Genomic DNA, 25,508 nt, shown 5'->3' with positions numbered 1-25,508 from the left:
ACCAACGAAAAAGAAACTGTCATGAGCCATACCACAGAACCAAAAAAAGGAGAAGCCAACCGGCTGATCAATGCCACAAGCCCCTATCTGCTTCAGCATGCTTACAACCCTGTAAACTGGTATCCATGGGGCGAAGAAGCGCTCGAAAAAGCAAAAAAAGAAGATAAGCCTATACTGGTCAGTATTGGCTACTCGTCATGTCACTGGTGCCATGTTATGGAGCGCGAATCCTTTGAAAATGACAGCATTGCCGCTATCATGAATGAACATTTTATTTCCATAAAAATTGATCGTGAAGAACGCCCTGATGTGGATCAGATCTATATGGATGCCGTACAGGCTATGGGTCAATCAGGTGGCTGGCCGTTGAATGTATTCCTTACTTCTGACCAAAAACCATTTTATGGAGGCACGTATTTTCCTCCGGAATCATGGGCGCAGCTACTAAAACAGGTTGCCCGGGTCTATAACGAAAAGCGTAGTGAAGTAGAGGAGTCTGCCGACCAGTTAACGAATGCTATAGCTACAAGTGAGGTGATCAAATTTCGGTTAAAAGACAATGGCACGGAATACACCACTACCACGCTCGAAAAAATGTACGAAAAACTGTCCATGAAGTTTGACGGCAACAAGGGAGGTTTTAAAGGCGCCCCAAAATTTCCTATGCCCGGCAACTGGCTTTTTCTCCTAAGGTATTACAATGCCACCAACGATCAGGAAGCGCTTAGGCAATTGGAAGTAACACTCAGCGAAATAGCCCGTGGTGGCATCTACGATCAAATTGGTGGGGGATTTGCCCGCTACTCTGTTGATGCCGACTGGCTGGTGCCACATTTCGAGAAGATGCTTTATGACAATGGTCAGTTGGTAAGTCTGTATGCAGAAGCCTACACTGCTACCAAGCTCGAACTGTATAAAGAAGTGGTGTACCAAACCATAGACTGGCTGGAAAGAGAGATGACCAGCAAAGAAGGAGGGTTTTACTCGGCCCTGGATGCCGATAGCGAGGGGGAAGAGGGGAAATTTTACGTGTGGACAAAAGATGAGGTAGAGCACGTATTGGGAGCTGAGGCGAATTTGATCATGAGCTACTATAATATAGAAAAAGAAGGCAATTGGGAGGAGGGCAAAAATATCCTGCATATGCATGTTTCGGATGAGGAGTTTGCCAAAAGGCATGATCTGGGAGTGGCTGAATTGAAAGAGAAAGTATGGAAGGCTGATGAGCTTTTGCTGGAAGAACGAAGTAAACGTGTACGTCCGGGTCTTGATGATAAAGTGCTTGCGGGTTGGAATGGGCTGATGCAAAAAGGACTTGTAGATGCATATGTGGCCTTCGGTGAACCTAAATTTCTGGACCTGGCACTCCGAAATGCTCATTTTCTCGATCAGCACATGATTCATGACTTCCGGTTAAATAGAAGTTTTAAGTCAGGAAAAGCAAGTATCGATGGTTACCTGGAAGATTATGCATTTGTGATAGATGCATATACCGCCCTTTACGAAGCTACTTTTGACGAACAGTGGCTAAAAAAAGCAAAAGGGTTAATGGACTACACCATCGAGCATTTTTATGACAACAGTGAAAAGCTCTTTTTCTTCACCGATGACCGTTCTGAAAAGCTGATAGCCCGTAAAAAAGAGGTTTTTGACAATGTTATCCCTGCATCTAATTCACAAATGGCCCTTAATCTTTACCGGCTAGGCAAGATCTATGACCATGAGGAATACCTGAATAAAAGTAGCATGATGATTGGCAAGATGACAGCATTAATGGAACAGGAAACAGCTTATCTTTCCAACTGGGCCATATTGTACGCCGACATGGCCACGCCAACAGCAGAAATCGTGATAGTGGGAAAAGAGGCCGAACTCATGAGGCGCCACCTGACCGACAGATATCACCCCAACAAAATAATGATGGGCGCCATCGATGCAAGTGACTTGCCTTTGATCAAAGGCAAAACAACTATCGGAGGCGCTACCGCGATCTATGTTTGTTACAACAAAACATGTAAACTACCCGTCACCTCGGTAGAGAAGGCGTTAGAGCAACTACAGTAGCTGAATTTTATAGTATTAAGATATTAGTATTTATTAGTATTTGAGTATTGAGATAGCAAATTCGGAAGTACGAAATGCATTGCTGCAGCACGACTTAGTGCTCATTGACTCTCCTTGCCCGCTGCTGATTGGCTTTGGAACGATTGCGTTTGCTGGCGGCTTAAGGCTTGTCACTTGTGGCTTCATTCTCCAACTGCCGACTACACCACCTTCATCTTATTACTCCCTATGCTTTTCGGAGCATCAGCAGGTTTGACCTCAGGCGGCATTAAAATTATCAGGTTCACATTACTGATTAAACCCGAGTTATGCAATAGAAATCTATTCCGCGTCAAAACTGACAGTAATCTAAGCATCCCGTCATTCGCCGGGACAGGCATTACTCAAATTTTGCTACTCACCATAGCGGTGCTATACCTCCGTTGCAAAATTCTGCGTGAGCACTCATCTCACAGCCACTTTTGTCGCTCATCACGAAGTCTATTGCATAACTCGGGTTAAAAATAGTTGGCAGTTAATAAGTTAATAGACAACTACACCCGTCCACAGTAATTCCGGTACGAATTAATGGACGCGCGGTAAATGCAGATACCATGTACAACGTTAGGGCTTTTGTAATCCTTTACCTCACAATTTTTGTTCTGGAATTTAAAGGCCGGTTCAAACGAGATGATCAGCGATATTCCATTAATAAAGAAATATTGTTAAAGGTGATACCAGAAAGCATGCCAGAGCGATTGAGAAATATTCCCAATCAATATTAAAGGAATATCAAAAAATGTCCGGCCACCTGATTGTTTTACGCAGTGTTTCAAAGGTGATGATCTTCGAAATAGGTGAGGATTTGCCGGATATGCCCATTGCAGAACACAAAAAGATTGTTGAATGGGTTTCAGGAAAGGGCTACCGTTCATCATTCGAAAAGTTTATTGCGCACTTTAGAGAGCGGCACACATTTCACAGCAACGCTTAGCGGCAAGATTTTATTCAGTAGCCTCATAGGTATCCCTTACTTGCATGACTATCCATCAATCATATAAGATCTCATCAGGTACCTTCTTTTTGTTTTTAGCCCCTGAATTTTTGTAGTATCAAATACCAGTGAATTCACAGTTCACTATCAGCAACGCTTTTCAGATTAGTTTTCAAGGCCCTGATTTAACAGGCATCCTTCTATTTGGATAGAATAGAAGAATTTATAAGCTCTCATCAGGTTCGTTGCCACTTTCTTAAGAATCGTGTTACACATGTACGATTAGCTACAATTCGTGCTTTTTAGTTCATGGTCAGCCACTTATCTTTCAGGTTTGGAAATATAAATTTAGTTGGCATGAAGCAGATTTTCACTACATCTTCGTTAGCCCAATGGGCCGGGGAGATTATATCAGGAAGTTTAACCAGGTTATTTATTAATGGCATTGTCTTTTTTGCTGTTCTAACTCTCCTTTCTCTTTCACACCAGGCCGAAGCGTCTCATTTTAAGGGTGGCCAGATCACTTACAAGTATGTTAGCGATGGAATGTACGAAATATGGATCAAAGGGTATTGGCATAAAGACGCAGTCGGTACGATCTTTCCGCGATATGATGGATCTCCCATTATTCACGATTCACCTCTGACTGTGTCCAAAACATTGCTTCCCGATGGAAAAACTGTAGAACACATACAAATGCAGCCTGTCACATGGCTACAACCAGGGGTATATGCCGTTTACTGGAAAAGCTGTTGCCGTTCCGTAGGTTCCAATTTCAGCAATAATCCCAATGGACTTTTTGCCGCTGTCAGCTACAATCCCGACATTCCCAGCTCTTCACCACAGTTTTACGATATCCCAGTGTTCAACTTCGTGGAAGGGGAGCCAATAACCTATAATATTAATATGGAAGACCCCGATGGTCATAAGCAGGATTATACACTTGAAATTCCCTACGGCTTATCTGCTGATGTCTATGACCAAATGATTGAGACCGGATTCCAATTAACTTCCAATGGCACTATTACATGGGCAGATCCTCTGGTGGGCAAGTGGTTGGTCAACGTAAGGTTAAGGGAGCAAATAGATGGATACTACACCGGAGCATATATAGAACGAGAGTTTATCATTGATGTGGTATCGTCTGGTGATAATAGCGCTCCCGCTTTTCACCATTTGCATTCGAAAGCTGTCAGAGCCGGAGAGACTTTGACGTTCGAGGTTGAGGCTTCCGATAGCGAGGGGCAGAATGTCATTATGACGGCTTATGGTTCTCCCTTTGATAAAGGAGCGGTTTTTAACCAGACCGTATATGGAAGCATGGCAACCGGAAGCTTTACCTGGAGCCCGACTGAGAATGAAACAGGTACTTATCAGGTGCAGTTTGCTGCTACAGATGATCATTCCACCCCGCTCTCCTCACAGGTAAATATTAGCATAACTGTTGCCGAGTGCACAGAATATTCGGTCGGCTATGACATAGTGGCAAGACCCTGCGAAGGATCTGACAATGGACAGGTCAGGCTTTCTGCTAACGGAGGCATAGCACCGCTTAGCTATTCTCTTGATGGAGGCAGTACATTTCAGGCCCTCCCGGAATTTGGAAGCCTGGGGCCTGGTAGTTATTCAGCGATAGTAATGGATGCTATTAATTGCGTGAGCGCTCCTATCGATATTTTCCTTGAAGAAATACCGCTACCTCAGCTTTCATTAGTATTACCGTCTGATATTTGCGAAAATGCCGTAGCCCTCGAGTTGACCGGGGGTAGCCCCACAGGTGGAATGTACAGCGGGGCAGGTGTTGAAAATGGATATTTCTATCCTGAGCAAGCTGGGTTGGGTGTGCATACATTATTCTACTCGTATACCGATACAAACGGGTGCAGCAATACCATTTCGCGAACTATTACTGTAAATGAAGCTCCGGTGGCAGATACCGGGAGTGATGCAGTAGTTTACCCGGGAAAGGGGGTAAACAGTTGCACCACCTTAACCGGTGGATCAACAGGCGGAGTCGCACCGTTTACATATACATGGAGCACCGGTGAAAGCAGCCAAACTATTGAAGTATGTCCAATAGATACCACTACATATACATTAGTGGTAAGCGACATTAATGGGTGTCACAGCTCAGACGATATAGTAGTTTATACAGACGGTGGTAGCCCCGGAAATGGTAACGGAAATGGAAATAGCAACGGTAACGGTAATGGCAACGGAAAAGGTAAAGGCAACGGAAAAGGTCAGGGAACGAATGCAAAAAGTATGGTGGCACATGGCTTTGAAGATGAAACCACTATTGCTGGTGTAATGATTTATCCAAACCCTATGACTGAGGCTTCGCCTTTGACCGTGGCATTTAAAGAAGCCGATGAAGTAACAGTGGACATAATAGCGTTGTCTGGCAGAATAATAAAGCAGTTGTATCAAGGTCCCACTCGTGCCAATCAGGTGTTTTCATTTGATGTAGATAATAAACACGGAGACATATATGTATGCCGCATAACAACGACAAATGAAGTATATTCTTTTAAAGTAATAGTAAGGTAGTTGCTTTAAAAATAAGCGACATTGGCGATTTGATAAAACGGAAAATGATCGGATATGGTAAGAAGGAGAAGCACCTTTCAGCAAAGATTTGGATATGGCTGATGGCTTTTGCCTTTCTAATTTGTGGGCATGGCACGCTGCGAGCCCAGGGCACCATTACGATAGATAGTTATATGGATATATTCACTGCGGATGTAGGTTCATCAGAGACTGATTCCTACATGGTGTATGGCAGTGGGTTTCCGGTCGACAGTCCACCGGTCGACATTGCCATTACCGGCTCTTCAGCGTTTTCAATATCAACATCCAGTTCATCCGGTTTCGGCACAAGCATTCAGATCACAGAGATATTTGACGGCTACTTTGAAGCTATGATCTGGGTGAAATTTGAGCCTTCCGATAAAGGCAGTCATACCGCTGAGATAGACCACACCAGCGAAGCCGCATCTACTCAAAGCCTTACAGTCGATGGAAATGCTACCATCATGCCGGTACGCCTGGTATCATTCCATGCAGAAAGAGAAGGAAAAAAAGTGGCGCTGAAATGGACTACGGCTTCCGAAGATAATAATTCTCACTTTGATATAGAAATGAAAACACCGGATAAGGATCATTTTGTTAAAATCGGGAAAGTCGCCTCGAAAGTTGGAACGAGTGTCACGTCAACCGACTACAGGTTTGTATACACTGACAGCCCAACAGAGGTCCGTTATTTCAGATTAAAGCAGGTTGATTTTGATCAGGTATTTAGTTATAGTCCTGTGGTATCAATGCCTGAACTTCGGGAGGAATTTTCACTTTACCTGATATCAAGTCCAACCCCGCAACTGGAAGTGACTACCCCAAGGGCTGGTTACCTGTCGATTAAAATACTCAGCTTCACCGGGACCTTAATTTCAGACTTGACATACCAAATGCCGAATAGCAGTACTTTATGGATAGCCCTTGGCGATCTGACTTTCTCATGGAAATACCTGGTAATCGCAGAATTCAGCACACAACCGGGAGAAGAGATTCAGCAAAAAAGGATGATCTTTATGGTCAATTAGTCATTTTGCAATAGCAATAGTCTCAAATATTTTTCTTATTTTGCTGAATTAATACTGCATCAAAATTTTTAAAATCAGGATGAATCAGACCTTATATACATCTGAGATATTGAATTGCCAATACGACACCGAAACAGGTATCTTTTACAAATACTATTCCGGGAATGTTGAGTTCGATGACATTGTATATAGCTGGAATGAGATTATTGAAAATGGACTTATACCGCAGAAAACGAGGAAATTCCTTCTGGACTACTCGAAAGCCAATTATGTCTCCGGTCCAGAAACAGCCAGGAAGATAGCTCAATTTTACAAACAAAATAAACGTATATTTTCGGGAACCAAAATTGCACTCATTATGCAAAGGCCCAATCAGGTAATATTTCCCATTCTGGTTGATGCAGAATGCTCCTTTATGTCAGTCAAGCCGTTTTATACACTGAACGGTGCCAGGGACTGGCTGAGTTGATTTCGTGATTAATGATGACGTATTATCATTATTAACCACAGAGGAAGCAGAGGAGCAACAGAAATCATAAACACCACGTCATCCTGGAGTTTTCTTAGAGCAACGGAGAAAATATTCAGGATCCCCCTGATCCGTTGGCAGAGGCTGAAGTTCAGTCACAGCCAGTAGCGAGGAGATCCTGGATCTTCACTGCGTTACTGCCGGAATGACGGCATTATAAATTGAATAATTAGATTTTGTAGACAATGACATAGCTTCAGAACGGCTTTGAGAAAATGGCGTTAAGAATTTCAATGCCACACGTACATGTTATAAATCACACTGTTTGAGCCCTGTTTTTTCACGGGGTGAGTTTATGATTTATCATCGCAGGCATTGAAATTGGCGTGCATTAAGAGGGGATCGATTCGATTCCTCCCGATGACGGCCAGAGTTTTCTTATAGACACCATAATTAGCGTTTGTAAGAAAACTCCAAGTGGCTTTAAGAAAACGACAAGGTCAAGGCGTAACGCAGACATTGGCGTTTTCTTAAAGCACTAATTATGTAAACTTAGGTAAGGATTCAAATGAATATGAAAAAAGACAAGTTACTAACCATTATTGCACTACTCATCTGCTCATGGTCTCTGCAAGCACAGAAAAAGGCCGTATTTATTATTCTTGATGGCATACCGGCCGATGTGGTGGAGTCGGTGCAAACACCAACTTTAGACGAAATAGCTAAAGAGGGAGGATATGCCAGAGCATATACCGGAGGAATAGCCGGTGGCTACTCGGAAACCCCCACCATATCTGCAGTAGGCTATAACAGTTTACTTACAAGTACATGGGCGAATAAACATAATGTATGGGGAAACGACATTAAAGCGCCCAACTACCACTACTGGAGTATTTACCGTGTGGCAAAAAGTCAAAGTCCTGCTCTCAAAACGGCCATTTTCTCTACCTGGCTTGATAACCGAACAAAGCTTGTAGGCGAAGGTCGTTCAGAAGCGGGAGATATTAAACTTGATTATGCTTTTGACGGTTTTGAACACGACCAAAAGCAGTTTCCCCACACAGATGACCGGAAATTCATTTTCGATATTGATGAACATGTTTCTAAGGAAGCAGGAAGATATATAATGGAAAATAGCCCCGACCTTTCATGGGTTTATCTTGAATATACCGATGATATTGGGCATAAATACGGTGACAGTCATATAATGTATGAGGCTGTAAAAAAGGCCGACATCCAGGTGAAAAGAGTTTGGGACGCCATCAAATACCGGAAAGAGCATTTTAAAGAGGATTGGATGATCGTCATTACAACCGACCACGGCCGTGATGCAGAGACAGGTAAGGGGCACGGAGGACAATCAGAAAGAGAGCGTACAATATGGATTGTGACTAATAATGATGATCTAAACGATAGTTTTTATCAAATGCCGGGCATGGTAGATATTATGCCTTCCATTTTGTCACATATGGAAATTCAAATTCCTGAACATACTGCACGTGAAATAGACGGCACTTCATTTGTAGGCGATATTAAGGCGAAGGCACTGCAGGCAGATGTTACCAATGGTACATTGACATTGAAGTGGAAGCCCTACGCAGAGAAAGGAACGGCCCATTTTTTCATATCTACCACTAACCGGTTCAAAGAAGGAGGTGAAGACCAATACTTCGAACTGGGAGAGAGCGAGATTCGCAATGGAATCTCACAATTCAAGCTCCCGGATGTAGAAAGTACCTTTCTGAAAGTATTGATGAGAACTGATGCTCAGTTTTTAAATACCTGGATTACGATTGATCAAAGGTAATAATGGCGCAACCTACAATCGCCAGGCGGCCTCAACGTTTAGCCGCTCAAGGATACCCGGGCCACCGTTAGTTTTGTATCATATCAAGAAGCCCCTACAAGATTATTTTCTTCCAGAAAATGAGCCAACCCTGTATTGTCCTTGATAGATATAGTGACTTTCTTCCCGTTGTTTTTAGTTATAAAAATACCGTGGTCAGCGTTGGTTATGTAACCCCATCCAAACCTGGGAGACCAACGGATACCCCAACCGAGAAAATCGGTTACTGCTGATATATTCACTATCTCCACCTTACTCACATCCTTCCACAATATCCTGTTTTTACTGAAGGGCAAAAACTTGTATTCGATGGCATTTCCATTGATCTCGATTTTTAGTCGTGTGAAGGCAAGGAAAATTCCCAACAATAGTATGCCGCCTGAAATATATATCAGTGAGTTGTTCTCCCTGTTATTGAACCAATAGGTGAGAAACAGCACAAACTGTACTATGAAAACAACCACAATAAACCGTGGTATTCCTGTAGTTTCTTTAAATTTTTCTCTCATAGCAATAACTACTTGTCGATAGTCAATTATATGGCATTTTCTTTATGCAACCAAAAAAGTTGTAATTGATTTGAACAGTTGTCACATAGAACAGATTGCTTCTTGAAAAATTAATATCAATACACCGTGATAATTTCTCGCCCCTCAAAACACCCCGGATTTTCCCGGTTTTTTAACACATGTAGACCTATTGTAGGCCCTAAGTATCTACTTTTATAGTAGAAAGAAGATAGTTTCGGTTATATATCTTTTTATTAACCAAAACCTCAACAGTCATGAAAGCCCTCATGTCATACCTTATTTTTTTGTGTGCTCTATACCCCTTGTTGGCTCAGAAGAAGAGTATAGACCAACTGGAAGCAGAACTGCTCAGCGCTGAAGATACCGTTCGTGTATTATTACTGGATGACCTTTGTGTGCAATATAGCCGCAAGAATGCCAAAAAGGCGCTGGAATATGGACTTCTTGGCCTCGAAGAGGCAAAAAAGCTCAATTACGACAAAGGCTTAGCCTACCTGTGTAATGACATAGGTGTGGTTTATGGTATTCAGAATAACTATGACAAAGCCTTATCGTATTTTCTGGAGTCGTACCGGCATAAGGAAAAAATGAAGGATACGGCAGCCATGGCTTCTTCTCTAACCAACGTTGCACTCATCTATAAACATGAGGGTGATTATGAACAGGCCCTTCGCTACCTGCATGATGCTTACGATATCACAAAAAATATATCTCAAAAGGAAAAAGCTAAGGGTTTAAATGTGCTTGCCGTTGCTTACACAGAACATGGTGAATATAAGCAAGCCGAAACACTGTTTACGGAGATGCTGCAGACAGCTCAAACTGCAGGCTTACCGGATCTGGAAGCCGAAGCCATGAAAAATCTGGCGTGGCATCATTTCCAAAAGAACGACCTGGCGACCTCGCTGGAATGGTACAATAAGGCGCTGCTATATGAAACAGAGCGTCAAAACCCTGAAGGAAAAGCGGGAGTATTAATGAATATGAGCCGCATTCTTCTTGCCAATGGGGAGAGATCTCAAGCCCTGGCAAATCTGCGCGAAGCGGCAGAGCTGTTTACAACGGCAGGCAACAAAAATCGCCTGATCACCACTTATGTTGCACTTACTCAGGCCTGCCTTGAAGATATGGAATTTAACAGGGCCATCGGATATGCACAAGAGGGGCTTCTGCTGGCGAAAGAAACAAATATTAAATCGCGCGAACGGGACTTTCTGCTTTACCTCCACAAATGCTATGATTCCCTCCATCAAAAAAATGAGGCGCTGACCTATTACAAAGGATATGCTTCCGTAAAAGATAGCCTGCTCAACGAGAAAAAGATCGCAGAGTTAGCCTCCATGAGATCACAGTTTGACCTCGACATGCTGGAAAAAGAATTAGTGATAAAGGAGAAGGATCTGCTACTGAAGAGCGCGGAGTTGAAAAAGCAGAAGGTCACTACCTACCTGGCCACAGGTTGCCTGCTATTGGTTTTGACTACATCATTTGCATTTATACGAAAGCAAAAAATAAAGATCAAGCTTAGCAATATGGCAAAAAAACTGCAGGAAAGGGAACTCGAAAATCTTCGGCTCAAGAAAATTCATCTCCAGGAAGAGTTAAGCTTCAAAAAGAAGCGCCTGACCACCTATACGCTCAGTGTAGTTCAGAAAAACAACCTCATGCAGGAAATAAAAGAAGATGTAAATACTATATGCGGAAAAATAGACACCAATGGCATTTCAAAAGACCTTCAAAAGCTGAAAACGAAGCTCAACTACAGCATAAATGTAGATAATGACTGGGAACAATTTAAACTTTACTTTGAACAGGTACACAGAGACTTCTTCAAAATACTTAAAAAGAGCTACCCGCAACTCACTAACAACGAATTGCGCTTGTGCGCATTGGTCCGGCTCAACATGTCCATTAAAGAAATGGCCAATATTTTAGGCATCTCTCCGCAAAGCGTGAAGATGGCTCGTCACCGTCTCCGCAAAAAGTTAGATATGCGCTCCGAAGAGGATTTCAATGACTTCTTTTTAAAACTGGAGCAGGTAGAAGAAGTGAATTCCCAGGCTCGTCAGGTGCAGTATGACCTTAAAAACGGAATGGCCCAGATCAATGGCTATTGAACAATAAAATGAGGTACCTCAATATTAAATGATAACCGCAAAAAAACGGAGGAGAAATGGAGACCCGGGGGGTACCCCTCTGTGCCTCTCCTACAAACCTCAGGTACTTCTGCGGTTATAATCGAAAACTACTTAGTGTTTGTAAGAAAACTCTAAGTGGCTTTAAGAAATGAAGTGCCAAAAAGCGGTAGTCCCGTACAGTTGTTACAGTTGTCGGGATGAGCATTTTTGGGACGAGCATAACGCAGACATTGGCGTTTTCTTAGAGACACTACTTAGCAATAACGATTACCCGTATACACAATGTCAGTTGTTGGCACCGGCTTGCAATCTCTTACCGGAATAGTCGCGATAGTTGGCACAGGGTCCCCTCCTCCATGTATGGTATTAACGTTTCGATAGTCCATTTTTGTAATGAAGCTTTGCACATGAAGCTCTCGTAGTTTCATTTTTTCTTTTTTCATTGGTAGTTAGTTTTTTGATGATTATTGATCCAAAAATGAGGGAATATAAGGCGAAAATGAAATTTTAAGGGGCTACATAAGGTCTACAACGACCAGATTTTAAACTCTTGGGGAGTTAACGTAAAAGTGGGACTGAGGCTGTCTAAAAAGTCAGTTATTCCAAACTTGATTTGGGATCTACTGGAAATGAGCAGAAACTAACCACAGGATACTGAATTAAGTTCAGGATGACGTCAGAAGGAGACTTCCGAGACAGCCTCAAAATATGATATTTGTTACAACCTGAAACCAATACCGAAAGTAGGGTTGATCGTAGAGATACTTCTTTTCCTATCAAAAACTTTAGAATTGCCATTAAAATAATCCAGGTTTACCAACAGCGCCCATCTCGCAGCAAAATTATATCGCAAAGTAGCGCCAATGTCAAATGCTGCACCGATATCGCCAGTGTCGTCTTCACCATCTATATCAAGCATGGCAACTACGTATCCGACCATAAGCTTTGCATCAACATCAACCTTATCACTGATAGGCCATGACAGCATCGGCCCTCCCATAAGCCCTCCGTAAGCCCAGGTGCCATCAATTCCCTCAATGTCTACACCATGTGCAGCGCCATACCAACTGGCCACAATACCAAATCACTCTCCGAATTTGTATCCGAAATTGATGAGATTAAAATTTAAGCCTGTTTTTGCATATCCGGCATCACGGTTTGAAAAGCCATTATCTCCATAGTCGCCCATAGGCATAGACGGACCTAAAGAAATACCGATATAACCTTTCCTTTCAGACTGCGCTAAAAGGTTTCCGGTAATTGCGATCATTACCAGCACAAAAATGTACTTTTTCATTGCAATAGATGGTTTATTAAGTTAATAATATAAAGTTAAAAATGAGTTTCAAATATAACTTTAAAAATAAAATAATTTCATTTACAGATTAAAAAATACCTAAAAGAAAATTATTCTTTCAATAATTACTCTCCTCAAACAGCAGCCAACGGATCGAGACGTACACAACAGCAACCAAGCAGAATTCCCAATTAACACTTACATTAGCAGGAATAGAACCAGAGAGAAGTCGAAGTTAAAGTACTGCATGAGCCAGCTCGAATTAAATACCACGTCCGCAACCGCTCGCAAAACTTATTTTGTGGATGTGATGTTGCCTGTGCCTATCCCAAAAATGTTTACCTACCGGGTGCCCTATGAACTCAATGAAATTGTACAGGTAGGGTGCCGTGTGATCGTACAGTTTGGTTCAAGAAAAATTCTGACAGGGGTAATCGGAAGAATACATGAAATACCACCGGAAAAATATGAAGCTAAAACCATCCTTGAGCTTCTGGATGAAGAGCCGGTAATCCACAAGCTGCAGATCACCCTCTTTCAATGGATGGCTGACTACTACATGTGTACACTGGGTGAGGTGCTCAATATTGCACTGCCCTCCGGCCTTAAGCTTAGCAGCGAATCAAGGATACAGCTACATCCGCACTTCGACTATTATGGATCGAGCCTCGAATTCAGCGATAAGGAGACCCTTTTACTGGAAACACTGCTAAAAAATGATAGCCTTTCCTATAGCGAGATCAGCAAACTCCTCCATCAAAAAACGATCTATACGATCATAAAGTCGCTGGTATATAAAGAAGCGGTTATCATTTTTGAGGAGGTCAAAGAAAAGTATAAGCCGAAAAAGGAAACCAGGGTAAGGATTGCCCCTCATCTTCTAATCGACCATCAGTTAGAGGCCCTTTTCGATCTACTGGCATCAAAACCCAAACAAGAGGCCATACTTCTCCATTATCTCCAGCATGTGCCTGTATTCAATCAGCCCGAATTAAACAGGCAGGGCCTGGCTAAAAACACGTTCGGTAATGGCGGTCTCTCTGAATCCTCTTTAAAAACCTTAGTTAAAAATGGTGTGTTCGAAGAGTTTGAAATAATCATTTCAAGATTTGGATCATACGATCAGCAACTCACCGATATTACGCTCACCGCTGAGCAGGAAAAAGCCAAAGCCAACATCCTGGAAAGTTTTAAAACGAAAGACACCACGTTACTGCATGGCATCACAGGCAGTGGCAAAACTGAAATATACATCAGCCTGATCCAGGACGCGCTCGAAGGAGGCAGTCAGGTGCTATACCTCCTTCCGGAAATTGCATTAACTACACAGATAGTAACCCGACTAAGAAAGGTGTTTGGAGATCAAATGGGTGTTTATCACTCCAGGTTTTCCGATAATGAACGGGTAGAGGTGTGGAAAGGAGTACTAAACGGCAAATATCAATTTGTGGTGGGTGTGCGGTCATCAATTTTCCTGCCTTTTGACAACCTGGGGTTGATCATTGTAGATGAAGAACACGAATCGTCCTACAAACAATATGATCCCGCGCCCCGATATAGTGCGCGCGATGTTGCGATTGTAATAGCAGCTCATCATCACGCTAAAGTGCTGCTGGGGTCCGCCACCCCTTCCATGGAGTCGCAATACCAGGCGCGGCAGGGAAAATACGGGTTAGTGAAGCTTACGAGTCGCTACGGCATGGCAGTACTTCCTGAATTTGCGGTTGCGGATATGATCCGGGAGCGAAATAAAAAATTATCGAAAGGCGAATTTTCCTCCCTGCTGATAGAGGCTATTAATGAAGCGCTTGATAACAAAGAGCAGGTGATCATATTCCAAAACAGAAGAGGTTATTCGCCATATATCACCTGTCATGAATGCGGATGGATACCAAAATGTACTAATTGTGCGGTGAGCCTCACCTACCACCAGTACAGAGCGGAGCTCAGATGCCACTATTGTGGGTACAAAGAGCCTATGCCCACCACTTGCGAGGCATGTGGTTCCACTCATCTGAAAACCATTGGCTTCGGAACTGAAAAGCTGGAAGAAGAAATTGCACTGCTATTTCCCCAGGCGAAAGTGCAAAGGATGGACCTGGATACTACACGCAGAAAAAACAGCTACGATACCATCATTAAAGATTTTGAACAGGGGCATATCGACATACTAGTGGGAACACAGATGGTGAGTAAAGGCCTTGATTTCGACAATGTAAGCCTGGTAGGAATATTTGACATTGACAGAATGCTTCACTTTCCGGACTTCCGCTCCTTCGAAAGAACATTCCAACTGTCTACACAGGTCAGCGGCAGGGCGGGCAGGCGTGGTAAAAAAGGAAAGGTGGTGATCCAGACACGTAATACCAGCCAGCGCATTCTACATCAGATTATTTCAAATGGTTATCAGGACTTTTATGAAACTGAGATCAATGAAAGAAAAGCGCACCTATACCCTCCCTTTACCCGGATCATTGGTGTCACAATAAAAAACAAAGACCCGAAAACTGCGAAGATAACCGCTATGAAGATGGGCAACCTGGTCAGGGAAAAAATTGGCACAAATCGTGTATTGGGGCCGGAAGAACCTATCATTTCGAAAATAAGAAATGAGTATCTGATGGAACTGGTCGTTAAGCTGGAGAGGTCTCAGATCAACCTCGGAAAAGTAAAAAGCCTGCTATATGAATCGATGCTGGAGGTGCTTCAGGAAAAAGAACTACGATCTTCCAAAATAATATTTGACGTGGATCCGTATTGATGGGCAGTTCACAGTTCACAGTTCACAGTTCTCAGTTCTCAGTTCTCAGTTCACAGTTCTCAGTTCTCAGTTCACAGTTCTCAGTTCTCAGTTCACAGTTCTCAGTTCTCAGTTTCTTGCCTGTTGCTTTTACTGGTTGTGACGGTTGATATTTTGCTTACAGCTTGAAGCTTAAAGCTTGCAGCTAAATAGGTCGGCAAACGTGAATGGTTTCTTATACGCAAACTACTCTCCTCCTGGGAGGAGAAACAGAGGTGGGTAAAAAACTGATGTTTGATATATCTTGCTTACAGCTTGAGGCTTAAAGCTTGTTTGCTCGCTGCTCGTAGTCATGCGGTTGCTTCTAACTTCGGTCTTCCGGCTTTCAGCTTATACTTGCCTGCTGCTTCTGCCTACTTCACTATTCTCAGTTCTCAGTTCACAGTTCTCGGTTCTCAGTTCTCAGTTCTCAGTTCTCAGTTCTCAGTTCTCAGTTCACAGTTCTTAGTTTCACAGTTTTTAGTTTCACAGTTTTTAGTTCTCAGTTTCTTGCCTGTTGCTTTTACTGGTTGTGACGGTTGATATTTTGCTTACAGCTTGAAGCTTAAAGCTTGCAGCTAAATAGGTCGGCAAACGTGAATGGTTTCTTATACGCAAACTACTCTCCTCCTGGGAGGAGAAACAGAGGTGGGTAAAAAACTGATGTTTGATATATCTTGCTTACAGCTTGAGGCTTAAAGCTTGTTTGCTCGCTGCTCGTAGTCATGCGGTTGCTTCTAACTTCGGTCTTCCGGCTTTCAGCTTATACTTGCCTGTTGCTTCTGCCTACTTCACTATTCTCAGTTCACAGTTCTCAGTTCTCAGTTCTCAGTTCTCAGTTCTTAGTTCTCGGTTCTCAGTTCTTAGTTCTCGGTTTGTTTTTCTGTTTATATTAAAAAACAGGAAATGGGAAGCGAGAACTGCTAACTGTTTTTTATTTTTGTTGTACACTATGAAATACACTACCCGAACATTACTACTGTTCTTTTTTGGTTGTCTTGTGTTGATTGCCATAAGCTGTGATGATAATGAGCTTAATTTGTCTGGAGCTGAACCCTTCTTTAAGGTTGTGTTCATTAACCAGGACAGCATGGACCGGCTAACCGTTCGCCAAAAAGAGATCAAAGCAGCAATAAAGGATATCGATGACAGTGTCTCTGTCATTACCGGGCTTATCGCAAATGGCGATGAGACTGATTATTCCGGAAATTTATCTTCTTTGAAAGATCAAAAAGCTGCTCTTACCAAAGAACAAACAACTGTCAATAACAATATTAAAGTGATAAAATCGGGTAAGGTACAGCTAGACCGGCTTACCGGAGATGCCGGTGAAAGTGAAGTCACTTATGAGGATAGCCTCACCAGCTATAAATTCCCTTTGAATAGCAACGCTGATATTAGCAGGTATTATATCACCATCAACGGGGAAACCTATACACTGGAAGCCACCTATTCTCGTGAAACTGCGGTCAAAGAGCGTACTGTCACTATTTTGGCGAACAACTTTGACATTACTGAGTACAGTTTCAATTCTATCAAAATTTCACAAAAGGATTCTACAAATTTCTCAAGCAATGAAGCTAAGGTTACTGCTTATTTTTAGTACCATATTCACATTTTTCGCACTCAGGGCCTTTGCACAAAGTCAGAATGCTGTTGCAAGTACAAACACCGGGCTTTCTATTTATATTGACTACGGCAAGTTATTGACTATTCCGACCGATTTCGAACTCAAAGGAGAGGCGGGCATATCCTTCCAGCTAAAAAACAGGTTTGCACCTCACGTTCAACTCGGCTGGGCACGACTGGAACCCGGAGGGGCTTTTGAAAATGGCTCCTACACCTCGGAAGGAATGTACGCACGGGCAGGCGTTAATTACCTGCTACCATTTGATGCCACTAATTCTTTTTATATAGGCGTGCGCTATGCGCGAAGCCAGTTCGAGGAAACTGGAAGTTATCAAATATCCAGTAAAATCTGGCCCAGTCGCATTGAGAAATATACCAGAAAAGACTTACAGGCAGACTGGTTTGAGGTGGTATTTGGAACTGAAAAAAGGTTTAAGCAGAGCCATTGGTATCTGGGTGGAAATATCAGTTTGCGCATCCTCAACAATAAAGAGAAGTTTTCACCCATTGATACCTATGCGATACCAGGCTATGGAAGAGCCTTTGATCAAACAGTACCGGCATTGAACGTATATTTAAAATATTCATTTTAAGGGCACCTTAAAGCAAAATGTTTTTTTATTTTTCAGTATCTGAAATGAAAGAAGAGTCATAAGTAGTGTCTGTAAGAAAACTCTAAGTGGCTTTAAGAAAACGTCAAGGTCAAGCTCGCCTTTGCATAGCCGCTTCGGCAGAGCAAGGGCTTGTGAAGTCCCAAAAGCGGAGCGTACTGGGGTATGTGAGCATTTTTGGGACAAGCATAACGCAAACATTGATGTTTTCTTAGAAACACTAAGTAGCTGGTCAAGAATGGTAATACCAACGTAAAATGAGATACTTTAGTCTCAATACTCCTATCTTACACCTATACTAAAAGATATGCGCATGAAAGTAATCATTGCAGGAGCAGGAATAACAGGACTCACCACTGCGCTTTCCTTACAAAAAATGGGCATCCCTTTTCATATTTATGAAAAGGCACCCCGGATGGAGCCAGTAGGTGCCGGTATCTGGGTAGCCCCAAATGCGATGAAAGTATTTGAATGGCTGGACATAGCCAGAGAGGTTAAACAGGCTGGAGTACAACTGGACCGGGTGCAAATTGCGGGTAGAGATCTCAAGCCCCTGAACCCAGCAGTGAATTTGGCTATTGATGGTGGTTACAGCATCACCTCTATTCACCGCGCCAGACTGCAAGAGGTGCTTTACCATAACCTCTCCGCTAAGAAAATATCTCTCAACAAGGCATATGTAAACCATGAGCAAACAGGAAATCAGGTAAAAGTAACATTCGGAAACACGGAAGTTACAGGGGATATACTGCTTGGTGCCGATGGTTTACATTCAATAGTACGAAATCACCTATTCCCTGATGCAAAGCTCCGCTACTCCGGGCAAACCTGTTGGCGAGGGGTGGCCAAAATCCGGCTTGACGACCACTTTAGAAGTTCATGTATAGAAAGCTGGGGAAGAAGAAAACGCTTTGGCTTTTCAGTGATTGGAGACAGTGAGGTATATTGGTTTGCCGTAAAAAGCATGGCTCCCCATGGCAATAACGACAGCGCAACATTAAAAGAAAAGCTCCTGGACACCTTCAGCGATTTTGCAGAGCCGGTATCGTCCATTATTAATCGCACTCCGCCCGACAAAATAATACGTCACGATCTGTATGATCTTAAAAGACTGGACCGATGGCATACAGGAAATGTATGCCTCCTGGGAGACGCTGCTCATGCCATGACCCCTAATATGGGGCAAGGTGCAGCTCAAGGGGTGGAAGATGCCTACTATATCAGCAATATCTTATCCAAGGTAGCTGATCCGGCAAAAGCTTTTGCATGCTTTGAAAACCACAGGAGGAAAAAAGTAGACCTGGTAGTCAACAATTCATGGCGGTTTGGTCAGTTATCACACAACCCACTTCTCCAGCCATTGATTAAAGCAGGCATCAGGATGACTCCTAAAAAGATACTGATCAAACAGATGCAGGAATTATATGCGGTACCCGAGAAATTTTCGTGTTAAAAGCATTGAAAATATACCGGAAATACCTTTGGCGACAGCCACAACTTCGATGCCAGAAGCAAAAATCTTTAATTAAAATGAGGTTTTGAGTCTCTGATGTAAGAGATAGGTGTGAAAAAACAAACTCTCTTTTAGTTTATTCGTTCATTCTCCTTAAACAAACTAATTGTAAAACATTGACTTTAAAGCATTTATCAATAATGAGGAATTTCATCTACAAAATATTACATGTTTAACCATGTAAATTCTATTAATCCCGTAGAATGTAAAAAGGTAACCTTAAGAATAGAAAGTGACGTTTTCTGTGGAAAAAATACACATTTCCAGAGCGCAATATCAGTGCGCTTGCATCCTTATTCGGCTATTCGTTGTTTAATAATAAAAGAACAACATTAACATGCTTATCATACCCTAGTCTGACAGCAGTTTTTTCGGATTAATCCATTGCCTGAGAATCGCTGCTCATTGGCGATAATTGATAGGAAAAGTGTTAGGAGGTAATATGGAAATGATTTTTGAGATAGCATCTAATGTGTCTACTCCATTGGGTTTGGCTGGTATCATTGCTACGGTTTTGTTTTTTAGCATTAGCCAATTTATAAAAGCTGGCATCATTGCAAAAACTACAAAAAGAACATCAGGAAGGATAGCCATTTTAATAATTAACCGGTTATTTGTACTTGCATTTATCACTATATTCCTGGGTTTTCTGGGATTCTTTTTAAAGCATATAGTGGCATTTAAAACAGGTCAAACACATAATGAGCCCACTGAGGAGCAGGTAGATATATTGCCAGGTCTATAAGTCCCGGATGAAGATTCACGGATCAAGATAGGGTTTAGCAGGCAATCGGCATAGGCAGTAGCCAACATTAGCCTCAGGCTATAAGCCCGTACATTAACGTGAGTTCGATATAACAAAACTGATTAAAGGTATGCAAGCCCGGGGCAGGCGCGATAACGACAAGAATTTTCTTATAGACACTACATAGTGTCTGTAAAAAATACCAATGTCTGCATTACGCCTTGCCCCAAAAATGCTCTCGTATTTCAAAACAAGTTAACTTTTGATAATTTCGAGACTTTCAACATCATTGGTATATCGCGGGTCATCGATGTAAGGTAGCTTTTCCATAGCTGTCACCTCAATGGTATAAAAACCAAATTCCACTACCACTTTACCTGTAATTTTATAGATCCCCTTCCCTCTGAAATGATACTTGGCAGCTACCGGAGGGAAATGGACCGTATCAATAAAGTGCCCGGCACGATCCAGAAAAGTACCGAAATACATTCGGTCTCCTTTTGAAGTACTGGTATTCTTGATAGCCACCAAATAACCGTAAATAACGACTTCCTCATTGAGGTGATTTTTCAGATCAGCAACCCTTTCAACAGTAGCCGGTCGGAATGTCTCTATGGCTGGTATCACTTTTTCTTTCAAGAGTAGAAAAGGGTCACAAAGCGGAAATCCAAACAATTCCATTTCTTCAAAAGCATCTTCAAACTGGTAAGTATACAATTTAGGAAGGGTGATTTCTTTGACCGGGGCATCAAACAAAGAAGAAACGGGATTCGACCTTTTGGTTTGCCCTAGCATCATATGAGCCTGCCACAGCAGTTCTTTTTTTGATTTTCCCGTAAACCGAAACCCTCCGGCACGTATTAGCAAACTCAATTGTTCCAACGAAATGAATACCCGTTTCAGAAAATCACCCAGGTTAAGAAAGGGGCGCTTTTTCCTAACCTGTAAAATATTATCAATCACCCGCGACTCCAGGTCTTTGATCAGTTCGAACCCAAGATAAATTCTAGCGCCTTCAATGACGGAATACGCTTCGCTTTTGTTAACACAGGGAGGTACCACTTTCGCTCCATGCATTCGCGCTTCGTGGATGTAAAGCTCACTCCGATAAAATCCTCCTCCGTTATTCAGCACGCTTACCATAAACTCTATTGGGTAATGAGCTTTCAGATACAAACTTTGATAACTTTCCACAGCATAAGAAGCAGAATGCCCTTTAGCAAAAGCGTAACCGGCAAAGCTTTCTATCTGCCTCCACACATCTACGGCCAACTCAACCGGCCGCCCCAACTCCCTGCAACTGGCGAAATATTTTTCCCGCACCTGCTGAAACTCCTCCCTGGAACGAAACTTACCCGACATACCCCTGCGCAACACATCCGCTTCTCCCAGGTCGAGGCCAGCAAAATGATATGCCACTTTAATTACATCTTCCTGGTACACCATCACCCCAAAGGTATCGGGCATGATCTCCAACAGTACAGGATGAGCGTCTTTTACCCGCTCAGGATCACGAAATCTCAGGATATATTCACGCATCATCCCTGATTTTGCCACCCCAGGCCGGATAATCGAACTGGCAGCAACCAACGCCAGGTAATGATCCACCCTCAGCTTTTTTAATAGCATCCGCATAGCCGGTGACTCCACATAAAAACAACCTATAGCCTGTCCCTCTCTCAGTATTTCCTTTACTCTTTCATCTTCTTTGAACCGTTTGATATCATGAATGTCGATCTCATCAGCATCAGGGCGGTTGTCCTTTATTATTTGTAAAGCATCTTTGATCTTACCTAATCCACGTTGTGCCAGTATGTCAAACTTATACAGACCGATATCCTCTGCAATGAGCATATCGAAGTGCGTAACGGGGAAACCTTTTGGTGGCAGGCTGGTAGCAGTATAATAGTGGATCGACTTTTCAGCAATCAAAATGCCTCCTGCATGAATGCTGAGGTGACTGGGAAGATCAGCGATCAAAGACCCATATTTTAGCACTAAACGTGATATGTCGTCAGTAGCCTCACCGCCATCAGCCAGCCGGTTGATCTCATGAGGCGGCAAACCAAATACTTTACCCAGCTCCCGCACAGTAGCCCGGTATTGAAAAGTGCTGTAAGTAGCGAGTAATGCCACTCCTCCGGGCACTCTTTTATTAAAATATTCAAAAATAAAACGGGTAATATCTTCCCGGTCGCGCCACGAAAAATCTATATCGAAATCGGGAGGATTTTTCCGGTACAGGTTAATAAACCGTTCAAAGTAGAGATCCAGCTCTACGGGATCTACATCGGTGATCCGCAGCAGGTAGGCTACAATACTATTGGCTCCGCTACCCCTGCCGACATAAAAATACCCCTTCTTGCGGGCGTAGTTGATGATTTTGCAATTAATAAGAAAATAAGCCAGAAAACCCTTTTTACGGATCATTTCCAACTCCTTCTCTATCCTCTCGAAAATCTGCGGCCCGGGATTATCATAGCGATACTTCAAACCCCGTTGACAGAGCCTTTTTACAAGCTGATAATCACATTCTTCGGAGCCTGTGTATGTACTCAGGTTGAGGTGAGCCGTTTCCCCAAATTCAAATGATATACTGCATTCATCTAGCAGCATACACGTATTTTCTATCACCCTGGGAAATTCTTTATAACGTTCTTTAAGCTCTCCCACCAACATCATGCTATGGTGTTGCTCCCCTTCTTCAGATTTAGGCAGCTTACTAAGCAACGTATTATTATCTATAGCTCTGAGTAAGCGATGGGCATTGAAATCTCTTTTTCCTCTGAAAGTAACAGTTTGAAGGATTACCAATTTTTCAGGATCGTACTTTGAATATGAAAAACGCAGCTTCAGCAGGTCTGCGGGAGTTACACCCAAAAATTCATTGGTTTTTAGTGCTTTACCCCCGTAGCTGGCAAAAGGATAGATCACATATGCATGGTCAAAATCCGGAGCCTGATCTGCAAAATCAGCTTTACTATGAAGGTGTGCAGACAGGTGATCGTTAAGTTCTTTAAACCCTTCATTGTTTCTGGCCAGGCCCACGTACTGCTGTTTTACTCCATTCCTGAAGTCAATGCCCAATACTGGCCGTATATTATACTTTTCCGAAAGCCTCACGAAATTCAGACATCCGGCTGTAGAGTTGATGTCCGTCAAGGGCAGCACCTTCACATCACACTTCTGTCCCTCCACCAGCAGTTCCTCCGGACTAATGGCGCCATACTTAAAGCTGTAATATGTGTGCGTGTTTAAATACATTATTGAGCGTAGTGCCAGGCGCTGAGCGCTGAGCGTCTAAATTTTTATAAATATTGTGACTCATCCTAAATATATGGTATTCCAATTCACACTTCGCACATGCGCTAGTAGCAATACCCTGATATCACATCCCTCCCTTTACACCAGGTTCCTCGAGCCTCATAGCCCCATATCGAAAACTGTAAAACCACCTCAGCTAACTAGCGCTTGTTAGAAAACTCTAAGTGGCTTTAAGAAATGAAGTCCCAAAAAGCGGAGTCCCGTACAGTTGTTACAGTTGTCGGGGTGAGCATTTTGGGACAAGCGTAACGCAGACATTGACGTTTTCTTAGAGACACTAACTAAGCTCGTGGCGCATGGTGCTCTGCTCTACGCGCTCCGCCTTCACATTCTCCTGTTTGGTAAAAGTGGCGGAGGTTCTCCCTTAAAAGGATTAAACCTGCTTATCGTTTTTGCCTCTATGCCGGCTGCCCGCATGACCGTTCTGTCGCCATATTTATCCCTCACTTTGTCCATTGCCTGATACAGGTTGATCATTTCCGTTGCGTCTTCAAAAAGATTGATCTGATAGCCGCCATTCACCAGGTGACTGAACCTGACACCAATCAGGCGTACCAAAAGACGCTTGTTATACAGCCTGTTAAAAAGGTTCAATACCGTAGGAATGAGCATATGGTCTGCAGAGGTGTAAGGAATGCGGGATTGTAATGTATGGGTGTTGAAGTCAGAATACCGCACCTTTACAGTAACACATGATGTAAGCTTCTGCCCCCTGCGAAGCTGAAAAGCCAGGTTCTCTGTCATGGCCAGCAGAATACCTTTCAGTTTGATGACGTCTATGGTGTCGCGGTCAAAAGTCCGCTCTGTGGATATGGATTTTCGCTCTGAATAGGGTACCACCGGGGAACGGTCGATACCATTGGCCTTTTCCCAGATAGTTACCCCGTTTTTACCAAAAACCTTCTCCATCAACTCTACCGGCATCTGCTGAATGGTCATTATTTTCCGAATCCCAAGATCACGCAACGACTGATAGGTCTTTTCCCCTACCATAGGTATCTTATTCACCGCCAGAGGACTTAAAAAGATCTTTTCAAAGCCATGGTCGACTTTCAGTTTATTGTTTGGCTTGGCCTCTCCCGTGGCTACTTTGGAAACTGTCTTATTTTCTGACAGCCCAAAGGAAATTGGCAACCCGGTACCATCTATGATCTTTTCGCGCAACTCCGAAGCCAGCTTAAAGCCATTAAAAAAACGGTCCATCCCCGAAAGATCGATGTAGAATTCGTCAATGGAGGTCTTTTCAAACAGGGGCACCCACTCCCTTATGATTTCGGTTACTTCTTCTGATTTTTTAGAGTAAGTGGAAGCATTGCCCTTGATCACAATGGCTTCAGGACAAAGTTGCCGCGCCAGCTTCATAGGCATAGCCGAATGGATGCCAAACTTCCTGGCTTCATAGCTGCAGGAAGCCACTACTCCCCTATCGCTAACTCCTCCTATTAAAATAGGCTTCCCCTCCAGTCGTCTGTCGGTCAGCCGCTCGCATGATACAAAAAAAGTATCCAGGTCCATATGTAAGATTGAACGCTCAGCCATTTTTACGATTACCCACACTACAAATATAGCTATCGTGTACTAAATTTAATAGCTAATACTAATATTTTTAGTAAATATTGTTGCTGGTCCGTTGTGTTTAGAATATAGATTTGAGAAGTCAGAAGTCCGAAGTCGGAAGAAGTGGAAGCCTGCTTTACTAAGCCTGTAAGGACTAGTAAAGCTTTCCTGACTATGAATTTTGACCTGCCAGATCTTCAGAAAATATTTTTGATTTGCTGTTTTGGCAGCAACGGAGGTTTAAGCTCAGCGAGCGCTATTTTTTAGGTGTCAGACGGTTTTGAACCGTTCAGACACCGGGGCTATTGTGAGACACGAAAAGTCCGAAGTCGGAAGAAGTGGAAGACCTGCTTTACTAAGCCTGTAAGGACTAGTAAAGCTTTCCTGACTTATGAACTTTGACCTGCCAGATCTTCAGAAAAAATTTTTGATTT

The 25,508-nt window shown here is 42.8% G+C and carries 19 protein-coding genes; 13 read left to right on the top strand and 6 right to left on the bottom strand.

Features of this window, described 5'->3' with window-relative positions; all coding sequences use genetic code 11:
- Positions 1-21: 21 nt before the first annotated feature.
- The 7 genes from C900_RS03340 to C900_RS03310 all read left to right on the top strand — a co-directional run bounded on the left by C900_RS03340 (position 22) and on the right by C900_RS03310 (position 8,912).
- Positions 22-2,064 (top strand): thioredoxin domain-containing protein, encoded by a 2,043-nt coding sequence (locus tag C900_RS03340; RefSeq protein ID WP_009578178.1) that lies wholly within the window; start codon positions 22-24, stop codon positions 2,062-2,064.
- Between the two features lie 593 nt (positions 2,065-2,657).
- Positions 2,658-2,828 carry a hypothetical protein gene (locus C900_RS29685; RefSeq protein WP_009578177.1) on the top strand — a complete coding sequence of 57 codons (171 nt, stop codon included), beginning with the start codon at positions 2,658-2,660 and terminating at the stop codon, positions 2,826-2,828.
- Between the two features lie 14 nt (positions 2,829-2,842).
- Complete coding sequence (locus C900_RS03330; protein WP_009578176.1) at positions 2,843-3,037, top strand: hypothetical protein; 195 nt, start codon at positions 2,843-2,845, stop codon at positions 3,035-3,037.
- Positions 3,038-3,394: 357 nt separating this feature from the next.
- Complete coding sequence (locus C900_RS03325) at positions 3,395-5,587, top strand: T9SS type A sorting domain-containing protein (RefSeq protein WP_040495458.1); 2,193 nt, start codon at positions 3,395-3,397, stop codon at positions 5,585-5,587.
- Between the two features lie 29 nt (positions 5,588-5,616).
- Positions 5,617-6,636, top strand: a complete 1,020-nt coding sequence (locus tag C900_RS28065; protein ID WP_157493872.1) for a hypothetical protein — start codon at positions 5,617-5,619, stop codon at positions 6,634-6,636.
- 79 nt (positions 6,637-6,715) lie between these two features.
- Positions 6,716-7,105, top strand: coding sequence for a hypothetical protein (locus tag C900_RS03315; protein WP_009578172.1), 390 nt, complete (start codon positions 6,716-6,718; stop codon positions 7,103-7,105).
- A gap of 574 nt (positions 7,106-7,679) precedes the next feature.
- Entirely contained in the window at positions 7,680-8,912 is a 1,233-nt protein-coding gene (locus tag C900_RS03310; protein ID WP_009578171.1) for an alkaline phosphatase family protein, read from the top strand.
- An 83-nt stretch (positions 8,913-8,995) separates the two neighbouring features.
- Here the strand turns inward: C900_RS03310 and C900_RS03305 are convergent, their stop codons facing one another.
- Positions 8,996-9,460 (bottom strand): hypothetical protein, encoded by a 465-nt coding sequence (locus C900_RS03305; RefSeq protein WP_009578170.1) that lies wholly within the window; start codon positions 9,458-9,460, stop codon positions 8,996-8,998.
- 275 nt (positions 9,461-9,735) lie between these two features.
- On the opposite strand from C900_RS03305, the gene C900_RS03300 reads away from it, so the two are divergent.
- Positions 9,736-11,598 (top strand): tetratricopeptide repeat protein, encoded by a 1,863-nt coding sequence (locus C900_RS03300; protein WP_009578169.1) that lies wholly within the window; start codon positions 9,736-9,738, stop codon positions 11,596-11,598.
- A gap of 275 nt (positions 11,599-11,873) precedes the next feature.
- On the opposite strand, the gene C900_RS03295 is transcribed toward C900_RS03300, so the two are convergent.
- The 3 genes from C900_RS03295 to C900_RS03285 form a co-directional block, all read right to left on the bottom strand.
- Positions 11,874-12,062 (bottom strand): pinensin family lanthipeptide, encoded by a 189-nt coding sequence (locus tag C900_RS03295; RefSeq protein ID WP_009578168.1) that lies wholly within the window; start codon positions 12,060-12,062, stop codon positions 11,874-11,876.
- Positions 12,063-12,337: 275 nt separating this feature from the next.
- Entirely contained in the window at positions 12,338-12,694 is a 357-nt protein-coding gene (locus C900_RS03290) for a hypothetical protein (protein WP_009578167.1), read from the bottom strand.
- 9 nt (positions 12,695-12,703) lie between these two features.
- On the bottom strand, positions 12,704-12,916 hold the full coding sequence (locus tag C900_RS03285) for a hypothetical protein (RefSeq protein WP_009578166.1): 213 nt from the start codon (positions 12,914-12,916) through the stop codon (positions 12,704-12,706).
- Between the two features lie 247 nt (positions 12,917-13,163).
- On the opposite strand from C900_RS03285, the gene priA reads away from it, so the two are divergent.
- From priA to C900_RS03260, 5 genes are all read left to right on the top strand, one after another.
- Complete coding sequence (gene priA, locus C900_RS03280; protein WP_040495456.1) at positions 13,164-15,677, top strand: replication restart helicase PriA; 2,514 nt, start codon at positions 13,164-13,166, stop codon at positions 15,675-15,677.
- A 970-nt stretch (positions 15,678-16,647) separates the two neighbouring features.
- Positions 16,648-17,298 carry a hypothetical protein gene (locus C900_RS03275; RefSeq protein ID WP_157493871.1) on the top strand — a complete coding sequence of 217 codons (651 nt, stop codon included), beginning with the start codon at positions 16,648-16,650 and terminating at the stop codon, positions 17,296-17,298.
- A complete protein-coding gene (locus C900_RS03270) occupies positions 17,270-17,917 on the top strand; it encodes a DUF6048 family protein (RefSeq protein ID WP_009578163.1) in 648 nt (215 codons plus the stop codon). The genes C900_RS03275 and C900_RS03270 overlap by 29 nt, the downstream gene beginning before the upstream one ends.
- A gap of 331 nt (positions 17,918-18,248) precedes the next feature.
- A complete protein-coding gene (locus tag C900_RS03265) occupies positions 18,249-19,388 on the top strand; it encodes an FAD-dependent monooxygenase (protein WP_009578162.1) in 1,140 nt (379 codons plus the stop codon).
- 502 nt (positions 19,389-19,890) lie between these two features.
- On the top strand, positions 19,891-20,193 hold the full coding sequence (locus C900_RS03260) for a hypothetical protein (protein WP_040495452.1): 303 nt from the start codon (positions 19,891-19,893) through the stop codon (positions 20,191-20,193).
- A 255-nt stretch (positions 20,194-20,448) separates the two neighbouring features.
- Here the strand turns inward: C900_RS03260 and C900_RS03255 are convergent, their stop codons facing one another.
- A complete protein-coding gene (locus tag C900_RS03255) occupies positions 20,449-23,457 on the bottom strand; it encodes a DNA polymerase III subunit alpha (protein WP_009578160.1) in 3,009 nt (1,002 codons plus the stop codon).
- A 384-nt stretch (positions 23,458-23,841) separates the two neighbouring features.
- Entirely contained in the window at positions 23,842-25,056 is a 1,215-nt protein-coding gene (gene dinB / locus C900_RS03250; protein ID WP_040495449.1) for a DNA polymerase IV, read from the bottom strand.
- Positions 25,057-25,508: the final 452 nt, after the last annotated feature.

Origin of the sequence: Fulvivirga imtechensis AK7 (assembly GCF_000331535.1) — a bacterium.
Taxonomy (GTDB): domain Bacteria; phylum Bacteroidota; class Bacteroidia; order Cytophagales; family Cyclobacteriaceae; genus Fulvivirga; species Fulvivirga imtechensis.
Note: the sequence above shows the minus strand (reverse complement) of the source record. Positions and strands in the feature narration are given on the sequence as shown.

Coding starts and splice junctions, on each gene's coding strand:
- C900_RS03270 (WP_009578163.1), top strand. CDS start 17,270: ATGAAGCTAAGGTTACTGCTTATTTTTAGTACCATATTCACATTTTTC.
- C900_RS03275 (WP_157493871.1), top strand. CDS start 16,648: ATGAAATACACTACCCGAACATTACTACTGTTCTTTTTTGGTTGTCTT.
- C900_RS03305 (WP_009578170.1), bottom strand. CDS start 9,460: ATGAGAGAAAAATTTAAAGAAACTACAGGAATACCACGGTTTATTGTG.
- C900_RS03315 (WP_009578172.1), top strand. CDS start 6,716: ATGAATCAGACCTTATATACATCTGAGATATTGAATTGCCAATACGAC.
- C900_RS03295 (WP_009578168.1), bottom strand. CDS start 12,062: ATGAAAAAAGAAAAAATGAAACTACGAGAGCTTCATGTGCAAAGCTTC.
- C900_RS03265 (WP_009578162.1), top strand. CDS start 18,249: ATGAAAGTAATCATTGCAGGAGCAGGAATAACAGGACTCACCACTGCG.
- C900_RS03255 (WP_009578160.1), bottom strand. CDS start 23,457: ATGTATTTAAACACGCACACATATTACAGCTTTAAGTATGGCGCCATT.
- priA (WP_040495456.1), top strand. CDS start 13,164: ATGAGCCAGCTCGAATTAAATACCACGTCCGCAACCGCTCGCAAAACT.
- C900_RS03330 (WP_009578176.1), top strand. CDS start 2,843: ATGTCCGGCCACCTGATTGTTTTACGCAGTGTTTCAAAGGTGATGATC.
- C900_RS03300 (WP_009578169.1), top strand. CDS start 9,736: ATGAAAGCCCTCATGTCATACCTTATTTTTTTGTGTGCTCTATACCCC.
- C900_RS03260 (WP_040495452.1), top strand. CDS start 19,891: ATGGAAATGATTTTTGAGATAGCATCTAATGTGTCTACTCCATTGGGT.
- C900_RS03310 (WP_009578171.1), top strand. CDS start 7,680: ATGAAAAAAGACAAGTTACTAACCATTATTGCACTACTCATCTGCTCA.
- C900_RS03285 (WP_009578166.1), bottom strand. CDS start 12,916: ATGAAAAAGTACATTTTTGTGCTGGTAATGATCGCAATTACCGGAAAC.
- C900_RS03340 (WP_009578178.1), top strand. CDS start 22: ATGAGCCATACCACAGAACCAAAAAAAGGAGAAGCCAACCGGCTGATC.
- C900_RS03325 (WP_040495458.1), top strand. CDS start 3,395: ATGAAGCAGATTTTCACTACATCTTCGTTAGCCCAATGGGCCGGGGAG.
- dinB (WP_040495449.1), bottom strand. CDS start 25,056: ATGGCTGAGCGTTCAATCTTACATATGGACCTGGATACTTTTTTTGTA.
- C900_RS29685 (WP_009578177.1), top strand. CDS start 2,658: ATGTACAACGTTAGGGCTTTTGTAATCCTTTACCTCACAATTTTTGTT.